24 protein-coding genes are annotated in these 23,762 nt (G+C 65.8%); 7 read left to right on the top strand and 17 right to left on the bottom strand.

Annotated elements, in window-relative coordinates; genetic code table 11:
• Positions 1-120: 120 nt before the first annotated feature.
• From F3N42_RS09870 to F3N42_RS09835, 8 genes are all read right to left on the bottom strand, one after another.
• Entirely contained in the window at positions 121-2,064 is a 1,944-nt protein-coding gene (locus F3N42_RS09870; protein ID WP_191621344.1) for an acyltransferase family protein, read from the bottom strand.
• A 40-nt stretch (positions 2,065-2,104) separates the two neighbouring features.
• Positions 2,105-2,665 (bottom strand): TlpA family protein disulfide reductase, encoded by a 561-nt coding sequence (locus F3N42_RS09865; RefSeq protein ID WP_150864274.1) that lies wholly within the window; start codon positions 2,663-2,665, stop codon positions 2,105-2,107.
• Positions 2,662-4,983: a protein-disulfide reductase DsbD gene (dsbD, locus tag F3N42_RS09860; protein WP_150864272.1), complete on the bottom strand. Its 2,322-nt coding sequence runs from the start codon at positions 4,981-4,983 to the stop codon at positions 2,662-2,664. The genes F3N42_RS09865 and dsbD overlap by 4 nt, the downstream gene beginning before the upstream one ends.
• A complete protein-coding gene (gene cutA, locus F3N42_RS09855; RefSeq protein ID WP_150864270.1) occupies positions 4,980-5,300 on the bottom strand; it encodes a divalent-cation tolerance protein CutA in 321 nt (106 codons plus the stop codon). The genes dsbD and cutA overlap by 4 nt, the downstream gene beginning before the upstream one ends.
• 9 nt (positions 5,301-5,309) lie before the next feature.
• Positions 5,310-6,818, bottom strand: coding sequence for a M28 family peptidase (locus F3N42_RS09850; RefSeq protein ID WP_150864269.1), 1,509 nt, complete (start codon positions 6,816-6,818; stop codon positions 5,310-5,312).
• A gap of 92 nt (positions 6,819-6,910) precedes the next feature.
• Positions 6,911-8,179: a 6-phosphofructokinase gene (locus F3N42_RS09845; protein ID WP_150864267.1), complete on the bottom strand. Its 1,269-nt coding sequence runs from the start codon at positions 8,177-8,179 to the stop codon at positions 6,911-6,913.
• 66 nt (positions 8,180-8,245) lie between these two features.
• A complete protein-coding gene (locus tag F3N42_RS09840) occupies positions 8,246-9,511 on the bottom strand; it encodes a Gfo/Idh/MocA family protein (RefSeq protein ID WP_224784836.1) in 1,266 nt (421 codons plus the stop codon).
• A 92-nt stretch (positions 9,512-9,603) separates the two neighbouring features.
• Complete coding sequence (locus tag F3N42_RS09835) at positions 9,604-11,013, bottom strand: 3-keto-disaccharide hydrolase (RefSeq protein WP_150864264.1); 1,410 nt, start codon at positions 11,011-11,013, stop codon at positions 9,604-9,606.
• 134 nt (positions 11,014-11,147) lie between these two features.
• Here F3N42_RS09835 and F3N42_RS09830 point away from each other — a divergent pair, with 134 nt between their 5' ends.
• The 3 genes from F3N42_RS09830 to mpl are packed head-to-tail and all read left to right on the top strand — an operon-like array spanning position 11,148 to position 13,613.
• Positions 11,148-11,723, top strand: a complete 576-nt coding sequence (locus F3N42_RS09830; RefSeq protein ID WP_150864262.1) for an adenylate kinase — start codon at positions 11,148-11,150, stop codon at positions 11,721-11,723.
• Positions 11,724-11,757: 34 nt separating this feature from the next.
• A complete protein-coding gene (locus tag F3N42_RS09825) occupies positions 11,758-12,252 on the top strand; it encodes a hypothetical protein (RefSeq protein ID WP_150864260.1) in 495 nt (164 codons plus the stop codon).
• Positions 12,249-13,613, top strand: coding sequence for a UDP-N-acetylmuramate:L-alanyl-gamma-D-glutamyl-meso-diaminopimelate ligase (gene mpl, locus F3N42_RS09820; RefSeq protein ID WP_150864258.1), 1,365 nt, complete (start codon positions 12,249-12,251; stop codon positions 13,611-13,613). The genes F3N42_RS09825 and mpl overlap by 4 nt, the downstream gene beginning before the upstream one ends.
• Here mpl and F3N42_RS09815 read toward each other — a convergent pair.
• From F3N42_RS09815 to F3N42_RS09805, 3 genes are all read right to left on the bottom strand, one after another.
• Positions 13,610-14,140 (bottom strand): hypothetical protein, encoded by a 531-nt coding sequence (locus F3N42_RS09815; protein WP_191621343.1) that lies wholly within the window; start codon positions 14,138-14,140, stop codon positions 13,610-13,612. The two genes, mpl and F3N42_RS09815, sit on opposite strands and share 4 nt — an antisense overlap.
• A 39-nt stretch (positions 14,141-14,179) precedes the next feature.
• Positions 14,180-15,673 (bottom strand): hypothetical protein, encoded by a 1,494-nt coding sequence (locus F3N42_RS09810; protein WP_150864255.1) that lies wholly within the window; start codon positions 15,671-15,673, stop codon positions 14,180-14,182.
• An 88-nt stretch (positions 15,674-15,761) separates the two neighbouring features.
• Positions 15,762-17,744 (bottom strand): VTT domain-containing protein, encoded by a 1,983-nt coding sequence (locus F3N42_RS09805; protein ID WP_150864254.1) that lies wholly within the window; start codon positions 17,742-17,744, stop codon positions 15,762-15,764.
• 112 nt (positions 17,745-17,856) lie between these two features.
• Between F3N42_RS09805 and F3N42_RS09800 the strand changes: the two genes are divergently transcribed.
• The 3 genes from F3N42_RS09800 to F3N42_RS09790 all read left to right on the top strand — a co-directional run bounded on the left by F3N42_RS09800 (position 17,857) and on the right by F3N42_RS09790 (position 19,327).
• Complete coding sequence (locus F3N42_RS09800) at positions 17,857-18,678, top strand: SDR family oxidoreductase (protein WP_150864252.1); 822 nt, start codon at positions 17,857-17,859, stop codon at positions 18,676-18,678.
• Positions 18,679-18,764: 86 nt separating this feature from the next.
• Positions 18,765-19,046, top strand: coding sequence for a CopG family ribbon-helix-helix protein (locus tag F3N42_RS09795; protein ID WP_150864251.1), 282 nt, complete (start codon positions 18,765-18,767; stop codon positions 19,044-19,046).
• Positions 19,034-19,327, top strand: a complete 294-nt coding sequence (locus tag F3N42_RS09790; protein WP_150864249.1) for a type II toxin-antitoxin system RelE/ParE family toxin — start codon at positions 19,034-19,036, stop codon at positions 19,325-19,327. The genes F3N42_RS09795 and F3N42_RS09790 overlap by 13 nt, the downstream gene beginning before the upstream one ends.
• 3 nt (positions 19,328-19,330) lie before the next feature.
• On the opposite strand, the gene hemL is transcribed toward F3N42_RS09790, so the two are convergent.
• On the bottom strand, positions 19,331-20,611 hold the full coding sequence (hemL, locus tag F3N42_RS09785; RefSeq protein ID WP_150864247.1) for a glutamate-1-semialdehyde 2,1-aminomutase: 1,281 nt from the start codon (positions 20,609-20,611) through the stop codon (positions 19,331-19,333).
• A gap of 98 nt (positions 20,612-20,709) precedes the next feature.
• On the opposite strand from hemL, the gene F3N42_RS09780 reads away from it, so the two are divergent.
• Positions 20,710-20,889: a rubredoxin gene (locus F3N42_RS09780; protein ID WP_150864245.1), complete on the top strand. Its 180-nt coding sequence runs from the start codon at positions 20,710-20,712 to the stop codon at positions 20,887-20,889.
• A 4-nt stretch (positions 20,890-20,893) separates the two neighbouring features.
• Here F3N42_RS09780 and F3N42_RS09775 read toward each other — a convergent pair whose 3' ends face one another.
• The 5 genes from F3N42_RS09775 to F3N42_RS09755 form a co-directional block, all read right to left on the bottom strand.
• Complete coding sequence (locus tag F3N42_RS09775) at positions 20,894-21,646, bottom strand: metallophosphoesterase family protein (protein ID WP_150864244.1); 753 nt, start codon at positions 21,644-21,646, stop codon at positions 20,894-20,896.
• 67 nt (positions 21,647-21,713) lie between these two features.
• On the bottom strand, positions 21,714-22,043 hold the full coding sequence (locus tag F3N42_RS09770; RefSeq protein WP_150864242.1) for a YegP family protein: 330 nt from the start codon (positions 22,041-22,043) through the stop codon (positions 21,714-21,716).
• A gap of 127 nt (positions 22,044-22,170) precedes the next feature.
• Entirely contained in the window at positions 22,171-22,626 is a 456-nt protein-coding gene (locus F3N42_RS09765) for a DUF192 domain-containing protein (RefSeq protein ID WP_150864241.1), read from the bottom strand.
• A 28-nt stretch (positions 22,627-22,654) separates the two neighbouring features.
• The gene (locus tag F3N42_RS09760; protein ID WP_150864240.1) at positions 22,655-23,203 is read right to left on the bottom strand and encodes a DUF4252 domain-containing protein; all 549 of its coding nucleotides are present in this window, start codon (positions 23,201-23,203) and stop codon (positions 22,655-22,657) included.
• 16 nt (positions 23,204-23,219) lie between these two features.
• Entirely contained in the window at positions 23,220-23,747 is a 528-nt protein-coding gene (locus F3N42_RS09755) for a DUF4252 domain-containing protein (RefSeq protein WP_191621342.1), read from the bottom strand.
• Positions 23,748-23,762 lie beyond the last annotated feature (15 nt).

Here is a 23,762-nt window from a genome sequence, read left to right as displayed (position 1 = left end):
GGAGGGAGGAGGGAGGAGGAAGGAGGAAGACCCTCCTTCGAGAAATGCGCTGACTTCTCACTACTCACCACTCGCTACTCACTACTCACCACTCACTCCTACCTCCTCCCTCCTACCTCCTCACTCCTCACGCACCTCGTCCAGCCACCCCAGTTCAGCGATTCGCTCGCCAAAATACGTCGCGCCCTCAATCGTGTAGTGGCCGTAGTCATAGAAGGTCTTGTAGCCCTCCGGGGTGACCCCGTCACAGGTCTTGGCTTTCCGGTTACAGACGTACTCGGTCTTGTCCAGCAGGTCGATGTCGTGCTGACGCGCGAACTGGCGGAGGCTGGCGTTGACCTTGCGCGGCGCCTGTTCCCGCCTGGCCCAGAACCGGCGGTTGACGTTGCCGGGCGACATGTCCATGCCGGACCTCAGCATGCCATCGAACAACGGCATGCCCTGGTGCGGCCGGAACTCCTCCGCCGTGGTGGTGACCAGGAACTGTTTGCCCCGGCGGTCGGTGAGCTGCTTGAACTTCAGGTAGGGCTGGAACCGCGTGTTTTTCTTGCGGATGCTGTAAATGATGACATCGGCCAGCTGGAAATTGGCCGACTGGTCCAGCGCGGCCAGGGCTTCAGGGCTGGCATTGGCCATGGCGTAGCGGGCGAATTCCATTCCGGGAAAACGCTCACGGTTGAGCCACAGGGCGTTGAAAACATCCTTGGCATGCGAGTTTCCGACCACCAGGACCCGGGTGACACCGGCGCCGTTGCTGAACCAAAGATGCTCGGATTCAAAGGCCGTGGGCCGGAACTGGTGCACCGGACCGTATCCGTGCTCCGCCGCCATGTCATCGAGGATGGCCCACGAGTCATCACGCAGCAGTTCGTTGTCCATCTGGTTCTTGCCGTACAGCGCCACCAGTTCGGGCAGCCGTTGTGGCAGCCCACGGGTGACATTGCTGGCCACGAACACGGCGACCATGATGCCCAGCACCAGCACCAGGCCCGCGACAATCGTACGCAGTCGCACCCGTGATGCATCACGGCAGGGCTTCTCCACCAGGAAGTAACCGGCAATGGACAGGACGAACGTCAGCGCGAAGGGCCACACCCAGTCCTTCGGGTTCATATGCCCGGGCTGCAGCCTGAAGAGCGCAAAAATGGGGTAGTGCCAGATATACAGCGAGTACGACACCAGGCCGATGCCCGCCACCGGCCCCCAGGACGCCAGCCGCCCGACCCAGTTACCCGGCCCCGCGAACGCGATAAACAGCAGTGTGCCGACCACCGGGACCACGGTGGGGAAGCCGGGGTGACTGCGGCCATAGGGCAGGAAGACATAGGCCAGGATGATCAGCGCGACACCGGTCGCGGCCAGCAGCCCGGCGCCGCGGCGTTCCGCCGGCAACGCGGTGCCGCGCGCCTGGACCATCGCCAGCACCGCGCCCGCGCCCAGCTCCCATGCCCGTGCCGGCAACATGAAGAACGCCCAGTCCCGGCTGAGCCAGGTCATCGCCTGGCCGGCCAGCAACCCGGCCACGACCAGGGCCGCCAGGGCCAGCGCCGTGAAACGCGAGCCCCGGCGCAACAACAACAGGAACAGCGCCGGGAACACCAGGTAGAACTGCTCCTCGACGGCCAGGGACCAGGTGTGCACCAGCGGCTTGATCAGCGAAGAGGTTGCGCCGTAATCGAACAGTGTCGACCACCAGTACACATTGGACACAAAGCCCAGGCTGGCCAGTGCCGAACGGGTGAAGTCGATCATCTGCGCCGGCATCAGGATCTTCCAGCCGGCGACCAGCGTGGCCAGCACGACAAGGAAAAGGATCGGCAACAGCCGGCGCACCCTGCGCTCGTAAAACCGGCGGTAGGAGAAGGCGCCGGTTTCCGACCATTCTTTCCAGATCAGCGCGGTGATCAGGTAGCCGGAGATGACGAAGAAGACATCGACGCCCAGGTAGCCGCCCTTGAACAGGAAGCCGTCGCCCAGCGGCAGGCGGGCGTGGTAGAGCAGCACCGGCAATACCGCCAGTGCGCGCAGGCCATCGAGTTCAGGGCGATACCGGAGCCGGCTCACAACGTGGATGCTCCGCGCGCGGATTCAGCGCTCACGCCCTTCAAAGCAAGGGCTTCAACTGCTCGACCAGTTCCTCGCGATGCACTTCGCCCAGCTTGGTCCAGCGCACAATGCCGTCGCGGCCGATCAGCACCGAGTAAGGCAGCATGCCGGCCAGGTTGCCGTAGTCACGGCTCATGGTCATGACGTCGGCCTGGCCGACGGCCACGGGGTAATCGATGGACAGGCTGTCGAGAAATTCCCTGGCCGGCTCGAGGTCATCCATGGCCACGCCCACCACGGTGAAGCCCTGGTCGCGGTACTCGGCGTCGACCTCGGCCAGCATTGGCATCTCGGCGCGGCAGGGCGCGCACCAGGTGGCCCAGAAGTTGACCAGCACGACACGACCGTCGAAGTCCGCGGCGGTGACGGGCTCGGTGTCCAGCCCCGCGACTGACCAGTCGGGCCGGTGGCTGCCGACCAGCCCGGACTTGGCGTTTTTCGCCTCGGCCTGTTCGACCATGGACTCGCCGGCCTGCTGGGCCCGGCAGGTGGCGACCACGCCGCCGGCCGTGGCGGCCAGGATGGCGACCGCGGTGAACAGGATCAGTTGACGGTTCATTGTGCCTCCAGCACTTTTTCCAGGTGGGACGCGAATGAATCCGCATCAAAATAGCCAACCAGCCGGTAGGCGGGCATCTCGCGGCCGGCGCGATCGAAGAACAGGATCGCCGGCGGGCCGATGACATCGTATTCGGCCATCAGCGCCTGGTCGACCTTGTCGTGTTCGGTGACATCCGCCTGCAGCGGATGGATGCGCTCGAACAGCGCCTGGATTTCCGGCTTCGGAAACGTGTTCCGCTCCATCCGCAGGCATTCCACGCACCAGTCGGCATAGTAGTCGAGCATGGCCGGCTTGCCGGCGGCATTGGCGCGGGCGACGGCCGCCGCCAGGTCGTCCAGCGACTTGATCCGCTCCGGCTCGATGTGCGCGGAGCGCGATGCCCCTTCGCCACTATGCCGCGCCGACGCGCCCAGGTGCTGCAACGGTCGCATCCAGTTGTCGCCGCCCGACACCGAGCCGACGATCTCGGCTGCGCCCACCAGCAACAGCACCAGGCCCAGCGCCTTCCAGGCCCGTGGCCAGCCACCGGCGCCTTCCGGCACGCGCTCCAGCGCGCCCAGGAACACACCGCAGCCAATGGCCAGCACGCCCCACAGCGCCATGATCACGGCACCGGGCAGGATGCGCTCCAGCAGCCAGATGGCCAGCGCCAGCAGGCCGACGCCGAACACGGCCTTGATTGCGCCCATCCAGCGGCCGGCGCGCGGCAGGTAGCGACCGGCGGTGACGCCGAACACCAGCAGCGGCACGCCCATGCCCATGGACAGCGCGAACAGCGCCGCGCCGCCCAGCAACGCATCGCCGGAACTGCCGATCACGATCAGCGCGGCGGCCAGCGGCGGCGCCACGCAGGGCCCGACAATCAGCGCCGATAACAGCCCCATGACCGCCACGCCACCCAGCTTGCCGCCGCCCTGGCGGTTGCTGCGCTCGGCCAGGCGGGTCTGCCAGCTCGACGGCAGCTGCAGTTCGAAGAAGCCGAACATCGACAGCGCCAGCACGATAAACACCAGCACGAAAAAGGAGATCACCCACGGGTCCTGGAACACGGCCTGCAGGTTCTGCCCGAACAGGCCGGCCAGCACGCCGGCCACGGTGTAGGTCAACGCCATCGCCAGTACGTAGACCAGCGACAACCAGAACGCGCGCCCGGTGGTCACGTTTTCGCCTTCGCCGGCGATGATGCCGGAAAGGATCGGCACCATCGGGAACACGCAGGGCGTAAACGCCAGCAGGATGCCAGCAATGAAAAAGGCCACCATGGCGGCCACCGGCCGCTCCAGCAGCAGCCGCGCCAGGCGGCCCTGCTCACCGATCGGCACCTCGGGCGCGGCCGAGGACACCAATGCCGGCCCACTGACTGCCACGCTGGCCGCGGCCAGCTCCGCGGTCAGCTGGCCGCGTTGCGGCGGGTAGCAGATATCGCCATCGCGGCAACCCTGCCAGTCCGCCGCCAGCACAATCTCGCGGTCGGGCCCGGCGGGCCGAGACAGGTGCACGGGAATCTCCACCTGGTCGTAAATGACCGGCACCGGGCCGAATTCGGGGTCGTCCTTTATGGTGCCTGTCGGCAACTCAACCCGGCGAACCTGCACGTCACTTGCGCCGATCACTTCAAAGGCGAACTTGTCGACGTACAGGTAATAGCCCGGCTGCGCCGTAAACCGTACCAGCACCGTGTCCTCGTCCAGGCCGACAGCCTCGTAGACGAAGGCCTCGTCGGGTGCCAGCGCCGGTGGTTTGTCCTGCAGCGGCGCGCCGGTCGCCGACGGCGTGGCGCCCAGCCCGGACAGCAGCTCATCCAGGCCTGAAGGTGCGCCCGTCACGCCGGGTTCGGCCGCGCCGGCGGGCAGGTTCACGCTCACCTGCTGCGTGGTCGGCGGGTAGCACAACACGTCTTCCAGGCAACCCTGGGAGCGCGTTTCGATCACCAGCTCGTCGACATCAGCGGGCACGGCGACCATCGGCAGCGTCACCACCATCTGGCCGTGATACTTCTCCACTTCCTCGCCCAGCAGCGCGTCGAAGCTGCGCTTGCCCGGCGGCAGGACGGGCTGGCCCAGCGTGACGCCGGGCGTGGGGCTGGTGAACCCCAGGAACTGGTTGTTATACAGGTAGTAACCGTCGGCGATGGTCCACTCGAGCACCAGCTGCGCGCGTGTTTCGGCCCGCGCCTGCAGGCTGAAGACCTCGGCATAGGGTTTCACTTCCTGCGGCGATACCGCCTGGGCCGCCGCCGGCAGCCAGGCCGCCAGCAGCAGGCAGGCCATACCCAGCCAGCCGGGCAACGCGGCCCGCTGTCGCCAACTGCTCACACCGACACCGACTGTCGCAGCCAGGCCAGGTAGGGCTCGGACACGTGCTCGGCGCGCACGGCCACCAGTTCGGGCACATCGTAGGGATGGTGCTCGGCCATCCAGCGCTCGATAACAAAGAAATGTGTGGACGTGGTCTTGATGATCATCAGCGCCTCCCGCGCGCGCTCTACCCGGTCTTCCCAGCGGTATACAGACCGCACACCGGGCAGGATGTTCACACAGGCGGCATGGCGCGCCTCCACCAGGCCCTCGGCCAGCCGGCCGGCGGTTTCCTCGTCGGGACAGGTGCAGAAAATCGTGATGGTCTCGTTCATGGCGCAATTCTACCGGCTGAAGGTCTCTCCGAAGAAATCACCGGCACGCCAGCGCGGCCTGGCCGACTGGCCCGCGACCACCTCGCCGGTGCGGAACGCCAGCCGCGCGAACCGATCGGCGGCCGCGTAATCAATGCCGATGCCCGGCCGGTCCGACGGCCGGTGGTAACTCTCCGCCAGGAAGCGGTCGAAGCGAATCGCGTTGTCCCCGCCATCCGGTCCGGGTGCGGGCCCGAGCATCAGCGCCGGCACGCCCTGTCGAACGAAGGCGTAGTGGTCGCTACGGGTGAAGATATTCAGGCCCGGGAAAGGGTCATCCGCCACGCTGATACCGCTCTCTGCGGCCGCCACGGCGAACGCGTCGCCCAGGCTCGAGCGCTCACCGCCCCAGGCCACCGCTTCAGTAAAGTCGAACAGCAACACCGGCATGTCGATATTGATGACCGCCACGGGGCGATGGCCGGCCGGCAACGGCTGGCGCGCGTACCAGTCAGCGCCTACCAGCCCGGCCTCCTCGGCGGTGGTCGCCAGGAACACGACGGTGCGCCGTGACGGCTGCTTCACGAAGCGGCGTGCGACATCCAGCATGACCGCCACACCAACCGCGTTGTCGAGCGCGCCGTTATGGACCACTGGCTCGCCATCGATGGGGCGAACCCCGATATGGTCGAGGTGGGCAACGTAAACGACCAGGTCCCGCGCCAGCAACGGGTCCGTCCCGGGCACCATGCCAACGACATTGGCGCTGTGGATGGCATCGTGCCGGCTGGCCTGCGCCAGTTTGATTTCACCGTCGAGCCCGAACACCGGCACCCGGCCGCCCTCGCGGTCCAGCGCCAGGATGTCGGTAAGTTCATGGCCGGAGCCGTCGAATAGCGGCCCGGCGGCGTGGTGACTGATGGTCGTCGCGCTGTGCAGCCCCGGAACGGTGCCGGTGACCCGGCCGTTACCGTTGATCGCGCCGATCGCCGGCGCCGTGGTCATCGCCTGGATGTCATCCCAGGCAGTGACTGCCTCGTTCAACGGCGTGAACACGAACACCACCCCGGCCGCGCCGTGCCTGGCGGCGGCTTCCAGCTTGGCCTGCTCGGTGCCAAAGTAGCCGGCGGCATCACCGTCCAGCGCCGCCGGTGTGCCTGCGAGCATCACCACGACCTTGCCGCGGACGTCCACATCCGTGTAGTCGCTGTAGCCCAGCGCCGGCGCGTCCACGCCGTAGGCCACGAACACCATGGCGGCGCGCAGCCGCGACTGCTCCAGCAACAGGTCGGGCCTGCGGAAGAAATCAGCAGGAAAGTCGAGCTCGATGCGTCGCCCCCGCTGTATCACGGCTGCCGTGTCGCTGCCCTCGACGCGCGAAGCGGAGCGCAGCGGCACCGGCTGGAACCAACCATCGCCAGGTGCGGCGGGCGACACGCCCAGGTTGCGGAACTGTTCAGCAACGTACCGGGCGGCCAGGTCATAGCCCGCCGTCCCCGGCTGCCGCCCACCCAGGCGATCGTCCGCCAGGAATTCCACCTGCGCCTGGATCGCATCCGCCGTGACGGCGGTGGTGCACAGGCCGCAAAGTAGCGCCAGGAGCCCGGCCAGGGCCGGGCGCGCCGGGGCAATCAGTCGTCGACCTCGAAGGGATCGAGCTTCTTCGGCGCCAGCTTCTTCTGCAGGCGCACGTATTTCGGCAGGCCCTGCTTATCGTACGGCGGGTAGTCCTCGCCACGAATCAACGGCTCCAGGTACTTGCGCGCCGACGGCGTAATGCCGAAGCCGTCTTTGGTGATGTACCGCGCCGGCATCTTCTTCTCGCGATTGGCGACCCTTGAGAGCGGCGCCTCGCCCACCTTCCAGCGATAAGGCTTGTCGGAGGTGCGCTCGATGGTGGGCATCACGCCGGACTTGCCGGCGATGGCGAAATCCACCGCCGCCTTGCCCATGGCATACGCCTGGTCGACATCGGTCTTCGAAGCCACGTGGCGCGCGGAGCGCTGCAGGTAGTCGGACACGGCCCAGTGGTATTTGTAGCCGAGCTTCTCTTTCACCAGTGAGGCGATGACCGGCGCCACGCCGCCCAGCTGCGCGTGGCCAAAGGCATCGCGCACGCCGGAGTCGGACAGGAACTTGCCCTTCCTGTCGCGCACGCCCTCGGACACGACGATCGAGCAGTAGCCGTACTTTTCCACCGATTCCTTCACGCGCTTCAAAAACGCGCGCTGCTCGAACGGCCGCTCGGGGAACAGGATGATGTGCGGCGGGTCGCCGTCCTCGCGCTGCGCCAGGCCGCCGGCCGCGGCGATCCAGCCCGCGTGGCGCCCCATCACTTCCAGGATGAACACCTTGGTGGAGCTCGATGCCATCGATTCGACATCCAGGCTGGCCTCCATGATCGACACGGCCACGTACTTGGCCACGGAGCCGAAGCCCGGGCAGTTGTCGGTGATCGGCAGGTCGTTGTCGATGGTCTTGGGCACGCCGATGCACTGCACGGGGTAGCCCAGCTTCGAGCCGATCTGCGAGACCTTGTAGGCGGTGTCGGACGAATCACCGCCACCGTTGTAAAGGAAATAGCCGATGTCGTGCGCCTTGAACACCTCGATCAGGCGCTCGTACTCGGCACGGTTGTCCTCGATGCCCTTGAGCTTGAAACGGCAGGAACCAAACGCGCCACCCGGCGTGTGCCGCAGCGCGGCGATATCGCCCTTGCGCTCCTTCGAGGTGTCGATCAGGTTCTCGCGCAGCACGCCGATGATGCCGTTCTCGCCGGCATACACCTTGCCGACCTGGTCACGGTTGACGCGCGCGGTTTCGATCACCCCGCAGGCGGTCGCATTGATCACCGGCGTGACGCCGCCGGACTGGGCGTAGAGCAGGTTCTTCTTCGCCATGGTTCCCCCGAATCGGTCGGTAAGTGTGGGTCCGGCCTATTCTAGTGGAGGCGGCGCCGGCGTGCCTCAGGCTTCCGGCGACCAGCCATCCTGGTACTCGCGGCTCCATGCGGCCATGGCCTGCTCATCGCCGAGAATGCGGCCCGTCGTGGTATCGATTTCCAGCGTGCGCCCCACATCCTGCGCGATGTTTCCCAGGTGGCACATCAGCGTGCTGACCGCACCCTCGTCAATCGGTGAGTGCAGTACGCCGTTGCCGCGGATGACATCGAAATAGTTGCGGAAGTGGAAATCGACCAGCGGCCCCTCGCCGACGACATCGGTGGTGGCGGACGTCGCGCCTTCGTCGACCCGCTCGACTTCATTGCCGGCCAGGTCATAGCGGATGTAGCCGTTGCGGTCGATCAGCATGGAGCCCTCGGTGCCATGAATTGTGGCGCCGCGCCCCCGGCCGAAGAATTTCAGGTCGTTGCAGCTGCGGCCTTCCCAGGTGATGGAGCAGTCGCCGGCATAGTCATAGCTGGCCACCTGCGTATCGTAGAACTCCCAGTCGTCCTGGAAATGGAAACGCCCACCCGAAGAGGTCACCCGGTCGGGCAGCCCAACCCCCAGCGCCCAGCGGCAGATATCCAGCTCGTGTAACGCGTTGTTATTGATCTCGCCGGTGCCCCAGTGCCGGAACCAGTGCCAGTTGTAGTGAACGTAGTTGTCCCGGTAGGACCGCCGCGGCGCCGGGCCCTGCCACAGGTCCCAGTCCAGCCAGTCCGGCACCGGCACCGCCTGGCCGGTGCCGATCGAGCCACGCTTGTTCGAGTACCAGGCCTTGCCCATGTACGGCCGGCCGATGGCGCCATTATGAATGGCGCCGATGGCCGCGATGGTTGTGGGCGCCGAGCGTTGCTGGTTGCCCATCTGCACCACCCGGCCGGTGCGCTGCTGGGCCTCGACCAGCAACTCGCACTCCCGGGCGTTGTAGCTGCAGGGCTTTTCGACATAGACATGCTTGCCCGCCTGCATGGCCATGATCGCGAACGGTGCGTGGGTATGGTCCGGTGTGGCGATCACCACCGCATCGATATCGGGGTTCCCGGCCATGCGGCGGAAATCGGCGTCCGCCGCCGGCGCCTGGCCGGTCGCGGCCAGGATCGAAGCACCCGCCGTGTCCAGGACACGGCTATCGACATCGCAGATGGCGGGGATGCCCACGCCCGAACCACCCACGGACAGGGTCGATTTCACCAGCGCCTCGCCACGACTGCGCAAGCCCACGAAGCCCAGGTTGATGCGCTCGTTCGCGCCCAGGATCCGCGCGTAACTCGCCGCGCTGGTCAAGGAGGCCGCCAGCCCCACGGAGGCGGTTGAAGTCAGAAAATTTCGCCGGGTCGGTGCCATCGGCCTGGTCTCCTGGTGTCTTGTGCGTTAACTCAGAGCTCGCGAAGCTTGATGCTGCGGTAGCTGACCGTATCACCGTGATCCTGTAGCAGGATCCGGCCGGCCGGCCACTGGCAAAAGCCAGGCCAGATTTTGTACTTGCTGTAGGCCACCAGTGCGCGGAACACCTGGCTGTTGCGATCGAACTCCACCACCCGCTCGTTGTTCAGCCAGTGTTCGACGCGGCCATCACGGGACACGATGCGGCCGTGGTTCCACCGTCCCACGCCCTTGAACTGCTTGGCCCGGCCCTCGGTCTGCAGGTTTTCCGCGGCCACCAGGTCGTACAGCGAGCCCAGGGTCCGGTTGCCATTCACGCCAGCCTTCGCGTCCGGGTGACGCTGGTCGTCCAGCACCTGGAATTCGCAGCCAATGGCCGAGCCCTCGCCCTGGTTCAGCGCCGGGTCGACGAAGTACTTCACTCCACTGTTGGCGCCCTCGGTGATGCGAAACTCGAAGGCCAGTTCGAAATCGCTAAAGGCCCGCGTGGTAACAATGTCGCCGGGGCCGGTCGCCTCGCCGCCGTTGGTGGCCTCGATGGTCAGCACGCCGTCGCTCATGGTCCAGCCGGACTCGGGAAAGTGGTCGAGCTTCGCGCCCTGCCAGCCTTCACTGGTCTCTCCATCCCAGAGCAGCTGCCAGCCTTCCCCGGTCTCACGCTCCGTTAACCGGTTCACCAGGTAGCTGGCCTGGGCCACGCCCGGGTCCGGTTGCCGGGCATGTGCCGCGACGTCCTCGGTGAGGATGCGCAGCTTGCGCCAGCGAACCGTGGCGCCGGTCAGTTCATCACCACGGATGGAATGCACCTGCAGGGCGACAAAGCCCGCAGCCTGGCCGTCATCGACCAGGTCAACGGCCTGGACGTCATTCACCCAGACCCGGATCGAATCGCCAATCGCCTCGACACGAAACCGGTTCCACCCGCCCACTGTGAACGCAGTTCGCGCGGGCTCGTTCAGCGACAGCGGATAGAGCCACCCGCGCAGGCGCTCCTCGTAGATGCCGCCGGAAAACCCCCGCGGGCTCGGGTCGATCTCCACCTGGTAGCCCTGCACGAAGCCGTCGTCGCCCAGCGCGCTGCGAACCTGCACGCCGGAATTCAACGCGGAGTCCACGCGGGCCTCGTATTCCAGGATGAAATCACCGTAGCCATACTCGCTGGCCAGGAAACTGTTGGGTGAATCGGCCACCGCGTGACCGACGATGGCCTCGCCGTCCGCCTCGAACAGCGCGGAACCGGTCACCTGCGTCCAGCCGGACAGGTCCTTGCCGTTGTACAGGGACTGCCATTTTGCAGTGGCTTCGGCCAGGGCGCTGTTCGCCGTGGTCGAGAACAGGGCAAGCAATAACACGCTGCGGACCAGGCGAAGAGCCCGTCCATTCCGGTGAGTTGAGCGGTTCATCCGGCGGCTTCTCCTTGTTGTTGTCTCCCCTAGGGTAGCGCAGCGCAGGCCGCATTTACATTGACTGCGAGGCACCGAGCGGGTAGCTTTACGCGTTTGGCACCAGCCCTGCTCCAAACGACGGGAACCGTCTCATGCGAATCGTGTTACTGGGTGCGCCCGGGTCCGGAAAAGGCACCCAGGCGGCGCTCCTGAAAGACCATTTTGAAATCCCCCACATTTCCACCGGTGACCTGCTCCGCCAGGCCGTCGCCAACCAGACCCCGTTGGGCCAGCAGGCGAAAGCCATCATGGACCGCGGTGAACTGGTGCCGGACGATGTGATGCTGAACCTGATCGAGGAGCGCCTGGCCGAGGCCGACGTGGCGCCGGGCTTTATCCTCGATGGCTACCCGCGCAACCTGGCCCAGGCCGAGGCGCTGGAGGCCCTGCTGGGCAAGCTCGACCAGCCGATCGAAGAGGCAGTGATGATCGAGGTCAGCGAAGACCGCGTCGTCGAGCGCATCGCCAAGCGCGCCACCGAAGAAGGCCGCAGCGACGACACCGAGGAAGTCGTCCGCAACCGCATGCGCGTTTACGATGAGCAGACCGCGCCGGTCGCCGGCTTCTACGAGGAGCGCAGCCTGCTCACCCGTGTCTTGGGCGAAGGCAGCATCGAGGAAGTCCTCGAACGCATCAAGTCCGCCCTGTCGATGGACGGCGCGGCCTGACGGCCGCGTTGCCGACGAGGGCACGCCTGGCCCCGTGGATAACCCGCTCAAGACCCTGTGGGCCCTGCTCAGGCTGAAGGCCGGCCCGCAGGACCTGCCCTCGTCGTGGGCACTGACCCTGATCGTGATGATGGCCTCGTTCGGGGCCTCGGTCCTGACCGCACAGCACCTGGGCAATGAGACCGCCGCCGGCCGCAGCCTGCTGGCGATTGGCATCCAGGCCATCGCCGTGCTGGCGATACTGCGCTACCGCCGTCGTCCCGAGCGTGCCGCGCAGACCCTGCTGGCGCTGGCCGCCGTCGGCATTGCCATGGGCCTGCTGTTGTTCGTCCTGCTGGTACAGGCCGACAGCAACGTCAACCAGCCGCTGCTGTTCTTCGTCTGGTTCTTTATTTTCTGCTGGGGCCTGGCCGTCGATGCCAACATCTACCGGCACGCGCTGGACACCTCGCTGTCCATCGGCGTGCTGATTACCGTGTTGCTGATGGCCATGACCTACGTGATCCTGCATTTCGCTTACACCACATGAAACATATCCACATTCTTGGCATCTGCGGCACCTTCATGGGTGGCGTCGCCCTGCTGGCGCGGCGCGCCGGTTTCCGTGTCACCGGCACCGACCAGAACACCTACCCGCCCATGAGCACGCTGCTGGAAAAAGAAGGCATCGAGCTCACCGAGGGCTACGAAAATGCGCCGCTGGACCCCGCCCCGGACCTGGTCGTCATCGGCAATGCCCTGACCCGTGGCAACCCGGCCGTCGAGAAGGTCCTTAACGAGGGCATGAACTACGTCTCCGGACCGCGCTGGCTGGGTGAAAACTACCTGCGCGGCAAGACCGTACTGGCCGTGGCCGGCACCCACGGCAAGACCACCACGTCCAGCATGCTGGCCTGGATTCTTGAAGACGCCGGCCTGGCGCCGGGCTTCCTGATCGGTGGCGTGCCGCGCAATTTCGGCCTGTCGGCACGCGATGGCGAGCAATTCTTCGTGGTCGAGGCCGACGAGTACGACACCGCGTTTTTCGACAAGCGCGCCAAGTTCGTCCACTACCGCCCGCGCGTGGCGATCCTGAACAACCTGGAATACGACCACGCCGACATTTACCCCAACCTGGACGCCATCAAGACCCAGTTCCACCACCTGGTGCGCACCATTCCCGGCGAGGGCACGCTGGTGGTCAACGGCGAAAGCTCCGAGCTGGAATCGGTGCTGAAAATGGGCTGCTGGAGCCAGCGCCAGTCATTCTCCACCGGCGACGGCACGGACTGGCAGGTCGAGCGGCTGAACCCCGGCGGCACCCGCCTGGCCTTCCATCGCAACGGCGAGTTGCAGGGCGAGGTGGAGTGGGACAACTGCGGCGAACACAACGCCATGAATGCCTGCGCCGCGGTCGCGGCCGCGGTGTCTGTCGGCGTGGCGCCGGCCACCGCCATCGGCGCGCTGGCGCGCTACCAGGGTGTCAAGCGCCGGCTGGAACCCATCGGCGAGGCCGACGGCATCCACGTCTACGATGACTTTGCCCACCACCCCACGGCCATCCGCATGACCCTGGAAGGCCTGCGCCGCCGCGTCGGCAATGACCGCATCCTGGTCGCGCTGGAACCGCGCAGCAACACGATGCGCGCCGGCGTACACGCCGACCTGCTTGGCCCATCACTGATTGCCGCCGACCGCGTCTGGCTGCTGACTCCGGGCGACATCGACTGGGACCCGCAGGTGGCCCTGAAGCCGCTCGACGGCCGCGGTCGCGTCGTCACCCGTACCGACGACATGCTCTCGCAGATGCTGGAGTTCGTGAAACCCGGCGACCACGTCGTGTTCATGAGCAACGGCGGCTTCGAGGCTGCGCCGCGCCGATTCGCGCGCGACATCGGCGCGATCGACTAGAAACCCGGGCAGCTCGTCCCCTGCAGCGTTGAGATTCGCGTGTACTGGTGGCTGCCGCTGCCATATCCAGGCACGCTGGAATCGTAGCTGAACGACAGGTTATTGCAGTCGCTCCAGCTCAGCGTAAACGTGCCCCAGACGGGCAGCTCGATCTCGCCGGCATCGAAGCCGCGGCCCCAGCGCGTGGACGTCCCCGGGTAAACCACGTCCATCGTGACCGAGCGGCCGTTGGGCGCCCCGGTACCGGTGACCCAAAACTGGTCGCCCTCGGTATCGAAGGTGAAGAAAATGGCCGTCACCATACCGTTGTCCAGCCACTCGACGATCACGCCCTCGCCGTTTCTCTCGGGCGCGAAGTACGACCCGGACAGCCCCGCATCGGCCGATGGCGTGAAATCACACCCAACGACGCGCGATAGCCGTTGCGCCCTGCTAAGCACGCCTTCGTACCCAAGTTCTGGCGCCCCGGTGTAGGCCACGCTGCCGCCTTCACCCGTAACCCCGCAGTCAGGAAAGACCATGGACATGGAACCGGCCGGCGTTCGTTCGATCTCCGCGGCATCAAATTAGGCGCCAAACGACGTCCCGGTGGGCCGCTGGAGTTCGTCAATGACAATCGAGTTGCCACGGATCTCGCCGGCACCAACAAACCAGGAAGGCCCGGAGCCATCCGGCCGGTAGCTGAACGTGTATACCACCGCCAGTTCGTCATTGAGGATCTCGACGTAATTGCCTTCGCCATTGCGGGCCGAGTTATAGAAAGCGCCGCTGTGGCCGGCCGAAACCATGCCCGTACCGGCCATCTCCACCGCGCCACGGTCGCACACGAATTCGCCATCACCATCGGCATCCTGCGGACGGCCCAGGCCGGTCATGTCGACATAACCGCAAGGCAGGGAGGCGAGCTCGCTGCCATCAACCACCACGACTTCAGAAGCCCCGGACTCAATTGCCGGACTGCTCGGACCAGGAACAGGCAGTCCGTCCTGCCCAATGACCAGGCCTGGATCCGTGTTGACCTGGTCCGTGGGATCATCCAGGCCACACCCGTCCACCGTGGCAATGTTGTAGCCGAGCGAAACGAACTCACCAATGCCAAAATCGTTGCACAGCGCCTTGGTCACCGGCGCACCTCTGCCTTGCGCGCCCTGGCTGGAACTGGGTTGCGGAGGCTCGAGGTCGAAAATGTTGCCCAGGACATGAACGATGTCGGTCGAATCGAATGCCTCGCCGGTGCCGAAGAACGTGTTGCCCTTTGCCTCAATCTCGCCGAGCGGGTTTTCCACGGTGACATTGTTGCAGCTCGCCTCGAAAATCGAATTTTGAAGTTGAAGAACCGTGAACCCGTTCCCGATACCCCCGGACGCCACGTTGATATCGCAACCGAACACGCCGGCACGGTTGTTTTCAAACCGGGAGCTGACAACTTGCCCCTGGGAATTGCCTTCGAGAGAAATTGAACCGCCCACCTGGTTCGCATGGTTATCGACAAAACGAACGCCAACGGTCCTAACCAACGTCTGCCCGGTGGCTCGCAGCGCACCGCCGTTTCCGGAAGAATCATTGCCCGCCAGCGTTGCCGAGACCAAGAACAAGGCACCTGAACCACTGACCAAAATGGCCCCACCTCCTTCTGTGCCAGCCGAAAAATCGACGATGTTGATATCAAAAATGTGCACCGAGGACGGCGTGTTTCCGGCCATTCCCTCAAAGTGAATCGCCCTGAATTCCGGGGCGCCTGCAGCCCGCCTGAAGGTCATCCGGCCCGCTTCACCCGGCACATCGGAGACGACCACTATATCGATAGGCGACGTAATGACGGGAAGGGCCGAGCCCGTTGACTGGTACGGCATGTCAAACACGAATTCCGTGTTGCCATCGGCATCAGGTACCAGGGAAATGGTGGTTTCTTCGCCGTTGGCATTGGCCGTGTTAATCGCGTCAATCAGCCCCTGGTTGTCTCCGGCTTCGACCGTGATGGTGGCCGCCGACACGATGACCGGCGCAAAGACCCCGGCTACGAACAAAAAGCTGACAATGACCGTGCGCGCAAAATTCATGGTCTCCCCCCTGGTAACGCGACATGACTTCAGTCCAGCTTAGTACAAAAAGACGGTTGCTTCTGTCGCGGCGGTTTGAACCGGGCGATCAGGGCGCAGGGCGGAGCAGGAAGAAGTAGGGCAACGCCTGTTGAAACTGCCAGGCTGGACCGAGAAGCTCTTCCAGGTCACTGACATCCGCCTGCGCTGGTTCTGCCGCGTTCCAGTAGCTGAACAGCCAGACGCGCTTGACCAGCCTTTCACGGTGAAACTGGCCTAACCACACCGTGTCACCCCCGGGAACCAGTCGGGTACCCGAGTCCCAGAGCCTTAATACCATCTGCTCGTCGGCACTCCCGGGCAGGCGCAGCACCAGCGTCTCCCGGTGGCCCAGGTAGTTTTTGCCAGTGAGCGGCAGGGTCGCCTCGTCGGCGTTCGGGTTCAGGGCGCGCAGGAACCAGCGCCAGTCGTCGGCCTCGGCCGGTGCCCAGCCTTCCGCTTCCAGCGCCTCGCGCAGGGTTTCAATGTCACCGACCATCTGGAAGTTAAAACGGCGCGAGGCGACCGAGCGCGAGTACGTGCGACGCTGCGGCAGTTCGGCCCAGGCGCCGTCCCACCACTCGCTTTCGGCCAGCGTGGCCTCCGGCAGCGGCACGCGGACGGCCTCCAGGTCCCGGTCCAGGTGCACATCGGCCTGCCAGGCGATGGTCATGACCAGGGTGCCGAAGAAGATGGCGCAGGCCACGCCACCGGCGAAATGCCGCTTGGCGCGGGCGCGGTAGGCCATGCCGACAATCGCCGTCCAGGCCAGCCCCAGGATCACGCCGGCCAGCGCGCCGCTGAACCAGTCCAGGCCCAGGTAGATGCGCGCGAACAGCAGCAGCGTGACCAGCAGCGTGGCCGCCAGGTAGGGCCAGCGGCGGTGTTTGCGGCGTAGCTCCTTGGCCACCATCACGGAGAAAAAGCCCAGCAGCACGGTCACCAGGGTCAGGTGCGCGCTGGGCACATAGACGTGCTCGCTTCCGGCCGCCTGCAGCGCGGGCGTGGCCCGCAGCGACATGGCCATCAGCGCCTGCAACACCATGGCCCCAGCCATCGCCACCAGCCAGTGGATGGCGGCATCCAGCCGCTCCGCACCCAGCAGCCACAGCAGCGTGGCCACCAGCGTGGGCAGCAGCACCCACCAGCGCGACAACTGGCTGACCACCACCATGAACGGGTCGGTGATGTCATTGCGCAGCGTCTGCGCCCAGTTCATGACCGCCAGGTCACGCACGCCGGGCTCGGGCCCGAACGGCGCCAGGAACATCAGCAGCACGAAACCCCAAAGGGCGACCACCAGCAGCAGGCCGAGCATGCTGACCGACAGCACCTCCGGCTGCGACGGGTCGAGAATGGGGCCGGCCAGGCGGCCAAGCACCGGGTGGCGCCGCGACCAGCGAATGGCGCGCCGCAGCCAGCGCGCCGAGTACACGGCGGAGATCTCGTACAGCATGCGCACCGCCCACAGCGCCAGCCAGACCACGCCGACGGCGAGCGCCAGCACCAGCGCCAGGCGCCCCGCGTAATCCGAGGCCACTTCCAGCGACGCGCCAAACAGCATGCCCGGCACCAGGTAGGCCGGCGTCCACAGGATGCAGGCCGGCACGCTCACCCAGGCGAACTGCGACAGCGGCATGCCCAGCATGCCCGCCGTGGCCGGCACCACCGGCCGCAACGGGCCGATAAACCGGCCAATGATCACGCTCTTGGCACCATGCCGGGCGAAGAATTCGTCGCCGCGCAGCAACATGCCGGGGTAGCGGCTGAACGGCCACAGCGTGCGCAGGCGCTGCTGGTAACGATGGCCAACCCAGTAGCTGACCAGGTCACCGGCCACCGCGCCCAGCGACCCACCCACCCAGATGGGCAGCATGCCGGTCATGCCCAGGCCGATCATCGCGCCGATGGCGAACAGGATGAAGATGCCCGGCAGCAAAAAGCCGATGATGACCAGCGACTCCAGGAACGCCAGCACGAACACCGCGAAACCGGCCCAGCCGGGGTTCGCGGCAATCCAGTCCAGCAGTGGCTGTATCCAGCCTGATTCCAAGGCATGCTCCGGTGTGTATCGGGCGGGCGGTCAGCGCCGCGCGCCGGGTCGGTTATGATACGTCAGCACCCGCGCGATGGCCCGCGCGTCGCCAGCCTGGAGACCCATCGACATGAGCAACCTGGATAACAAGACGCTGTTCATCACCGGCGGCTCGCGCGGCATCGGCCGAGCAATCGCGCTGCGGGCCGCAGCCGACGGCGCCAACGTCGTCATCGCCGCCAAGACCGATACTCCGCACCCGAAACTGCCCGGCACCATCCACACGGTAGCCGAAGAAATCGCGGCGGCCGGTGGCCGGGCGCTGGCCATCAAGCTGGACGTCCGCGACGATCACGCCATCGACGACGCCATGGCGCAGGCCGCCGGTCACTTCGGCGGCATCGATATCCTGGTCAACAACGCCAGCGCGATTACGCTGCGCAACACGGCCGACCTGCCCATGCGCCGCTTCGACCTGATGTTCGACGTCAACGTCCGCGGCACCTATTCCTGTTCACGCGCCGCGCTGCCGTACCTGTCGCAGGGCAGCAACCCCCACATCCTGACGCTGTCGCCGCCGCTGAACCTGGGGGCGCACTGGTTTAAGAATCACACCGCCTACACCATGTCGAAGTACGGCATGAGCATGTGCGTACTGGGCATGGCCGAAGAGTTCCGCAAACGCGGCATCGCGGTCAACGCACTGTGGCCACGCACGGTGATCGCCACGGCCGCCATCAACATGCTCGACGGCATGGTCAAACCGGAAAACTGCCGCACCGAGGCCATCATGGCCGACGCGGCGCACGCCATCCTGGTGCAGGACGCCAGCCAGTGCACCGGCAACTTCTTTATCGACGAAACCGTCCTGTCGAAGGCCGGCGTGCGCGACTTTGACCAGTACGCCGTCAAGCCCGGCACACCGCTGATGAAGGACCTGTTCCTGGACTGAAACGTGGTGGCCAGCAACGGGGCGATCTGGCATCCATGCCGGACAGGTGCTACTTTATAGTCACCTCCTCAACACGCGGCAGGGTCATGGCCTCAACAACCACCATTAAGCTGGCGCCCGAACTGAAGGCCAGGGTTATCGAACTGGCCGGGCGCACCGGGCGTTCCACCCACGGCTTTATTATCGAAGCAGTTGAACGCCTGACGGCGCACGAGGAGAAAATGCGTGACTTCGTCGAAGAGGCGCTGGCCGCTGACGCTGACATCGAACGCACCGGCGAGGTCTATCGCGCCGATGACGTGCACGCCTGGCTTGACCAACTGGCCGCCGGAGAGCATGCCAAGCCGCCCAGGGCATGGCGCAAGTAGTCTATTCCGCCAGGGCCATTGCCCACCTGCAACGTAGCATCAGTTTCCTGGCAGATGACAACCCCGGCGCCGCCACCAGGGCCGCAGCGGCCATTCGCTCAGCCGTCGACCTGCTCGGCGCCCATCCCCTGATCGGTCACGAGCGCGAGCACGGGCTTCGGGAACTGGTCATCTCTTACGGGCAGAGTGGGTATATCGCGCTGTACCGGTTCCGGCCCCACGCCGAAGAAGTCCGAGTGCTGGCGATTCGCCACCAGCACGAACTCGACTACCCGTTCTGATCGTCAGAAGGTCTTCAGCACATCCGCCGCAGCGGCCACCGTTTCGCGGATATCGTCTTCGGTATGCGCGCTGGACACGAAGCCAGCCTCGAAGGCCGATGGCGCCAGGTAGACGCCGGCGTCGAGCAGGCCGTGGAACAGGGTCTTGAAGCGTTCGGTGTCGCAGGCCATCACTTCGTCGAAACAGGTCACCTCGGTGGCCTCGGTGAAGAACAGGCCGAACATGCCGCCCACCTGGCTGAAGGCCATGGGCACGCCGGCGGCCTGGGCCGCGTCGCGCAGGCCGTCGACCAGCATCGTGGTCTTGGCTTCCAGGTCTTCGTAGAAACCCGGGCGTGAGATCAGGTCCAGGTTGGCCAGGCCTGCGGCCATGGCCACCGGGTTGCCGGACAGCGTGCCGGCCTGGTAGACCGGGCCCGTGGGGGCGACCTGTTCCATGTACTCGCGCTTGCCGCCGAAGGCGCCCACCGGCATGCCGCCGCCGATGACCTTGCCGAAAGTGGACAGGTCCGGCACCACGTCGTACAGCGACTGCGCGCCGCCCAGCGCCACGCGGAAGCCGGTCATGACCTCGTCGAAAATCAGCAGGGTGCCGTGCTCGTCGCACAGGCGCCGCAGGGCCTGCAGGTAGCCCTCCGCTGGCGGGATGCAGTTCATGTTGCCCGCAACCGGCTCGACGATGATCGCCGCCACTTCGCCGACGTTGGCTTCCAGGCACTGGCGAACGGCCTCGGCATCGTTGAAGGGCAGGGTCAGCGTCAGGTCTGCCAGCACCGCCGGCACGCCGGGCGAGGTGGGCACGCCCAGGGTCAGGGCGCCGCTGCCGGCCTTCACCAGGAACGAGTCGGCATGGCCGTGATAGCAGCCCTCGAACTTGATGATGCGGTCGCGGCCGGTGGCGGCGCGCGCCAGGCGCACGGCGCTCATCGTCGCCTCGGTGCCGGAATTGACCATGCGGACCATGTCCATGGCCGGAACCAGTTCGCACAGCTTTTCGGCCATGGTCACCTCGCCCGGTGCGGGTGCGCCGAAGCTCAGGCCGCGCTCGGCCGCCTGTTTCACCGCCGCCAGGATATCGGGGTGCGCGTGGCCGGCGATCATCGGCCCCCAGGAGCCGACATAGTCGATGTAGCCGCGGCCACTGACATCGTAGATGCGCGAGCCCTCGGCACGCTCGATGAACAGCGGCTCACCGCCGACACCGTTAAAGGCCCGTACCGGGGAGTTCACCCCGCCGGGAATGTGCACGCGAGCGCGCGCCAGCAATTCTGAGTTGGTCGTCATGGGCGCCATTTTCCGGCCTGCCGCGGCCGGTCGCAACCGCCATTGGGTTTCGCGCCCGGGCATGGCACACTACGCCCCTTTTTCGGGACGGCGAAACCATGGCGGACGACGACTACAAGGTCTGGATGTGCATCATCTGCGGCTGGATTTACGATGAGCAGAAAGGCGCACCCGAAGAGGGCCTGGCGCCGGGCACCCGCTGGGAAGACGTGCCCGAGTTCTGGCTCTGCCCCGACTGCGGCGCCGGCAAGGAAGACTTCGAGATGGTGGAGATCTGAGCGCCTAGGTCCCCGCGCGCAGGATTTCCGACTCCACCGCGCCATCCCGGCGCAACACCAGTCCACGGCAGGCCGGCCCGGCCGGGTCCAACGTGAACTTTTCCCTACCCGGCAGGCTGTTGGCCGCCGTTGAGGGCCCCGAAAGCGCACGCACCTGGCCCACCCGCGCCTCGAAGGCCTGGTGCACGTGGCCCCAGCACACCACCCGGCAGCAGGACCCGTCCAGCACGCGCCACAGGTTTTCCGGCGCCTGCAACGGGTAGCGGTCGATCCACGGGCTGCCCACGTCCAGCGGCTGGTGATGCAAGGCCACCAGCGCGTGGCCGGTCCACTCATCCAGTGCCCCCGCCAGCGTCTGCAGGTCATCGTCGCCCAGGTGTCCGTCGATCTTGCCCGGGCGGGCGCTGTTCAACAGCACCAGCCGCCAGTCACCCCGGTCATGCACCAGCGGCGATGCCGTCGCCGACAGCGGGAACTGCGCGGCGATGACGGCGTCGAGGTCATGGTTGCCTGGCGTGGCCAGCACCGGTACGCCCAGCCCCACCAGCCGTTCGGCCACCCAGGCACAGGCTTCGGCACTGCCGTCCTCGGCCACGTCACCGGTCAGCAGCACCAGGTCGGGGGCCCAGTCATGGGCCGCGGGCAGCAGGCGCTCGAACTCAAGCCGCGCGTCCAGGCCACGGTAGTCCGTGCCGGCGCGGGCCGAGACATGGCAATCGGTGACCTGCAGCACGCGCAGGGTGGAGGCGTCGGTCATGTTGTTTAAACCCCGGAAACAAAAAAGCGGGCATCAAGCCCGCTTTTTCGGTGATGTCGCGGGCCGTTCAGGCTTCGACAACCGTCGCGTCAGGCGCGTTGGTGGCGACCGACTTCATGCCGTTGGAGCAACCGCTGGCCGACTTGTACATCTGGCTGCGGCCGATTTCCTGGCCATTGGCGGCCTTGAGCACGAAGTACGTGCGGCCATCTTTGGCGGTGCGGCACTCGAAGCGGTTCGGGTCCTGCGAGTTCTTGCGCACGGACTCGATGCCGTTGGCGCAGGACTTGCGGGTCTTGTACCGCTCACTCTGAAGAATGGTCTGGCCGTTGGTCGCTTTCAGGACGAAAAACTCCTGGCCATCTTTACTCTTGGAACACACGAATTTACCAGCCAATGTCAGGTTCCTCCTCTTGCTGACGTTTACCCCCCCGAAGAAAAACGGCCGCGCCGAACCTCGTTCGGGAATTCGTGAATCGAGTCTACATGATAGCCGCGGGCCGTGCAGTTAAAGGCCCGTAAAATCAGGGCGATTGCGGGTCGAAATGCAGCACCAGCACATCGCCGGGCTTTGCGCCCAGCGCGCGGGCCTTGCCTGCGTTCAGTTCCAGCACGTACTGCGCGGGGCCGGTGCTGGGGTAGCCCGGGCAGTCCTGTACCACGCAGGGGCGGGCGTTTTCCGCCACGCTGACCAGCGCCAGCTCGGCATCAAAGTAGAAAATGTCCAGCGGAATGCGGGTGTTGCGCATCCAGAAACTGCGGGGCGCCTCGCCCGGGAATATGAACAGCATGCCGTGGTTGTCGGCCATCTCATCGCGGAACATCAGCCCGCGCATCTGCGATTCGCGATCCAGCGCCAGTTCGACTTCGAAGCGCTCGCCGTTCAGCTCGACGGTGTGGACCGGCTGGGACGCACAAGCCGCCAGGGTCCAGGCGGCCAGTACAACGATCAGGAGGGATTGCCATGGTCGGTATGCCATGGCGCGATCATATCAGGGGAGGGCGGGCTCAGGGGAGGGCAGCCACCTGCACTTCGGGGGCCGGCACGTCCAGCGCCACCATGGTGTCGGTGAACAGCTCCGGCTTCAGGTTCCCCATGACGTTCACCACCACGGCCTCAACGCCGTCCGAGCTGATCACGGTCAGGCCGTCGATGCGCGATTCCGAGCCCTTGACCATCATCCAGGTGCGCTCGCCATCCTCGGCCACCACGGCCACCGGTTCCCAGCCGTCGTCGACCAGCTTCTCGCTCATCCGCGCCATGCGGCCGTTGACGCGGTCCAGGTCGCCGTCGATCTCGTAAATCCGCACCCGCACGCCGTCCAGGCTACGCATCATGGCCTGGGTCTCCGGCTCGTCGTCCATGAACCCGGCCGCAAAATGCAGCAGGCCGGGGCCGATGGACAGGGACATCACGCGATCGGTGTCGGCAATGCCCAGCGAGTCGAGGTTGGCGTAGCCATCGTTACTGCGCGGCGCGGTGATGCCGCAGGCGCTCAGTACCACGGCCAGGGCGATGGCGGCGACGCCGTGGAAAACCAGTTTGCGATCAGGCATGTCCGCGCTCCTCCAGTCAGTCGATTTCGACGTCGAACTTTTCCATGACCTCGCCGATCTTTTCGGGATCGATCTGGCCCAGGATATTGACGAACACGGCTTCCTCGGCGTTGACGGCCATCACCGTCAGGCCCTGCATGCCCTCGCCATCGGCCTTCATGAAGATCTGCACCTGCTCGTCGTCCTCGTTCACCTGCACGATGGGCTCCCAGTTCTGGCCAGCCAGCAGGTTCTTCACCTGCTGCAGCTGGTCCATGGCCGGGGCCAGCTCGCCGCCGGTCTCGAACACGTTCACGCGGATGCCCTTCAGGCCGTTCAGCAGTTCGGTGGCCTCCGGGTCGTCCTTGGTGGCCGCGGTCATGAAGCTGAGCAGCATGCCGCCAATATTGATCATCACCTTGGGTTCGCCATAAAAGCTCTGCAGCTCGCCGAAATCGACATAGCCCGGCAGGTCCTTCAGGGCGTCTTCCTGGGCCGCGGCGGGTGCGCTCAGCACCAGCACCGCCAGGGTCACCAGGGCCTTGCCGGCCCAGCTCTGTTTCATTTTCAGTCCCCACGT

It is taken from the genome of Marinihelvus fidelis (genome assembly GCF_008725655.1).
Taxonomy (GTDB): domain Bacteria; phylum Pseudomonadota; class Gammaproteobacteria; order Xanthomonadales; family SZUA-36; genus Marinihelvus; species Marinihelvus fidelis.
Note: the sequence above shows the minus strand (reverse complement) of the source record. Positions and strands in the feature narration are given on the sequence as shown.

Bases quoted from the DNA above. Each gene is read 5' to 3' on its own strand.
- mpl (WP_150864258.1), top strand. From the start codon at position 12,249: ATGAAACATATCCACATTCTTGGCATCTGCGGCACCTTCATGGGTGGC.
- F3N42_RS09815 (WP_191621343.1), bottom strand. From the start codon at position 14,140: ATGTCCATGGTCTTTCCTGACTGCGGGGTTACGGGTGAAGGCGGCAGC.
- F3N42_RS09795 (WP_150864251.1), top strand. From the start codon at position 18,765: ATGGCCTCAACAACCACCATTAAGCTGGCGCCCGAACTGAAGGCCAGG.
- F3N42_RS09800 (WP_150864252.1), top strand. From the start codon at position 17,857: ATGAGCAACCTGGATAACAAGACGCTGTTCATCACCGGCGGCTCGCGC.
- hemL (WP_150864247.1), bottom strand. From the start codon at position 20,611: ATGACGACCAACTCAGAATTGCTGGCGCGCGCTCGCGTGCACATTCCC.
- F3N42_RS09830 (WP_150864262.1), top strand. From the start codon at position 11,148: ATGCGAATCGTGTTACTGGGTGCGCCCGGGTCCGGAAAAGGCACCCAG.
- F3N42_RS09835 (WP_150864264.1), bottom strand. From the start codon at position 11,013: ATGAACCGCTCAACTCACCGGAATGGACGGGCTCTTCGCCTGGTCCGC.
- F3N42_RS09775 (WP_150864244.1), bottom strand. From the start codon at position 21,646: ATGACCGACGCCTCCACCCTGCGCGTGCTGCAGGTCACCGATTGCCAT.
- F3N42_RS09865 (WP_150864274.1), bottom strand. From the start codon at position 2,665: ATGAACCGTCAACTGATCCTGTTCACCGCGGTCGCCATCCTGGCCGCC.
- F3N42_RS09845 (WP_150864267.1), bottom strand. From the start codon at position 8,179: ATGGCGAAGAAGAACCTGCTCTACGCCCAGTCCGGCGGCGTCACGCCG.
- F3N42_RS09810 (WP_150864255.1), bottom strand. From the start codon at position 15,673: ATGAATTTTGCGCGCACGGTCATTGTCAGCTTTTTGTTCGTAGCCGGG.
- F3N42_RS09765 (WP_150864241.1), bottom strand. From the start codon at position 22,626: ATGGCATACCGACCATGGCAATCCCTCCTGATCGTTGTACTGGCCGCC.
- F3N42_RS09790 (WP_150864249.1), top strand. From the start codon at position 19,034: ATGGCGCAAGTAGTCTATTCCGCCAGGGCCATTGCCCACCTGCAACGT.
- F3N42_RS09760 (WP_150864240.1), bottom strand. From the start codon at position 23,203: ATGCCTGATCGCAAACTGGTTTTCCACGGCGTCGCCGCCATCGCCCTG.
- cutA (WP_150864270.1), bottom strand. From the start codon at position 5,300: ATGAACGAGACCATCACGATTTTCTGCACCTGTCCCGACGAGGAAACC.
- F3N42_RS09755 (WP_191621342.1), bottom strand. From the start codon at position 23,747: ATGAAACAGAGCTGGGCCGGCAAGGCCCTGGTGACCCTGGCGGTGCTG.
- F3N42_RS09780 (WP_150864245.1), top strand. From the start codon at position 20,710: ATGGCGGACGACGACTACAAGGTCTGGATGTGCATCATCTGCGGCTGG.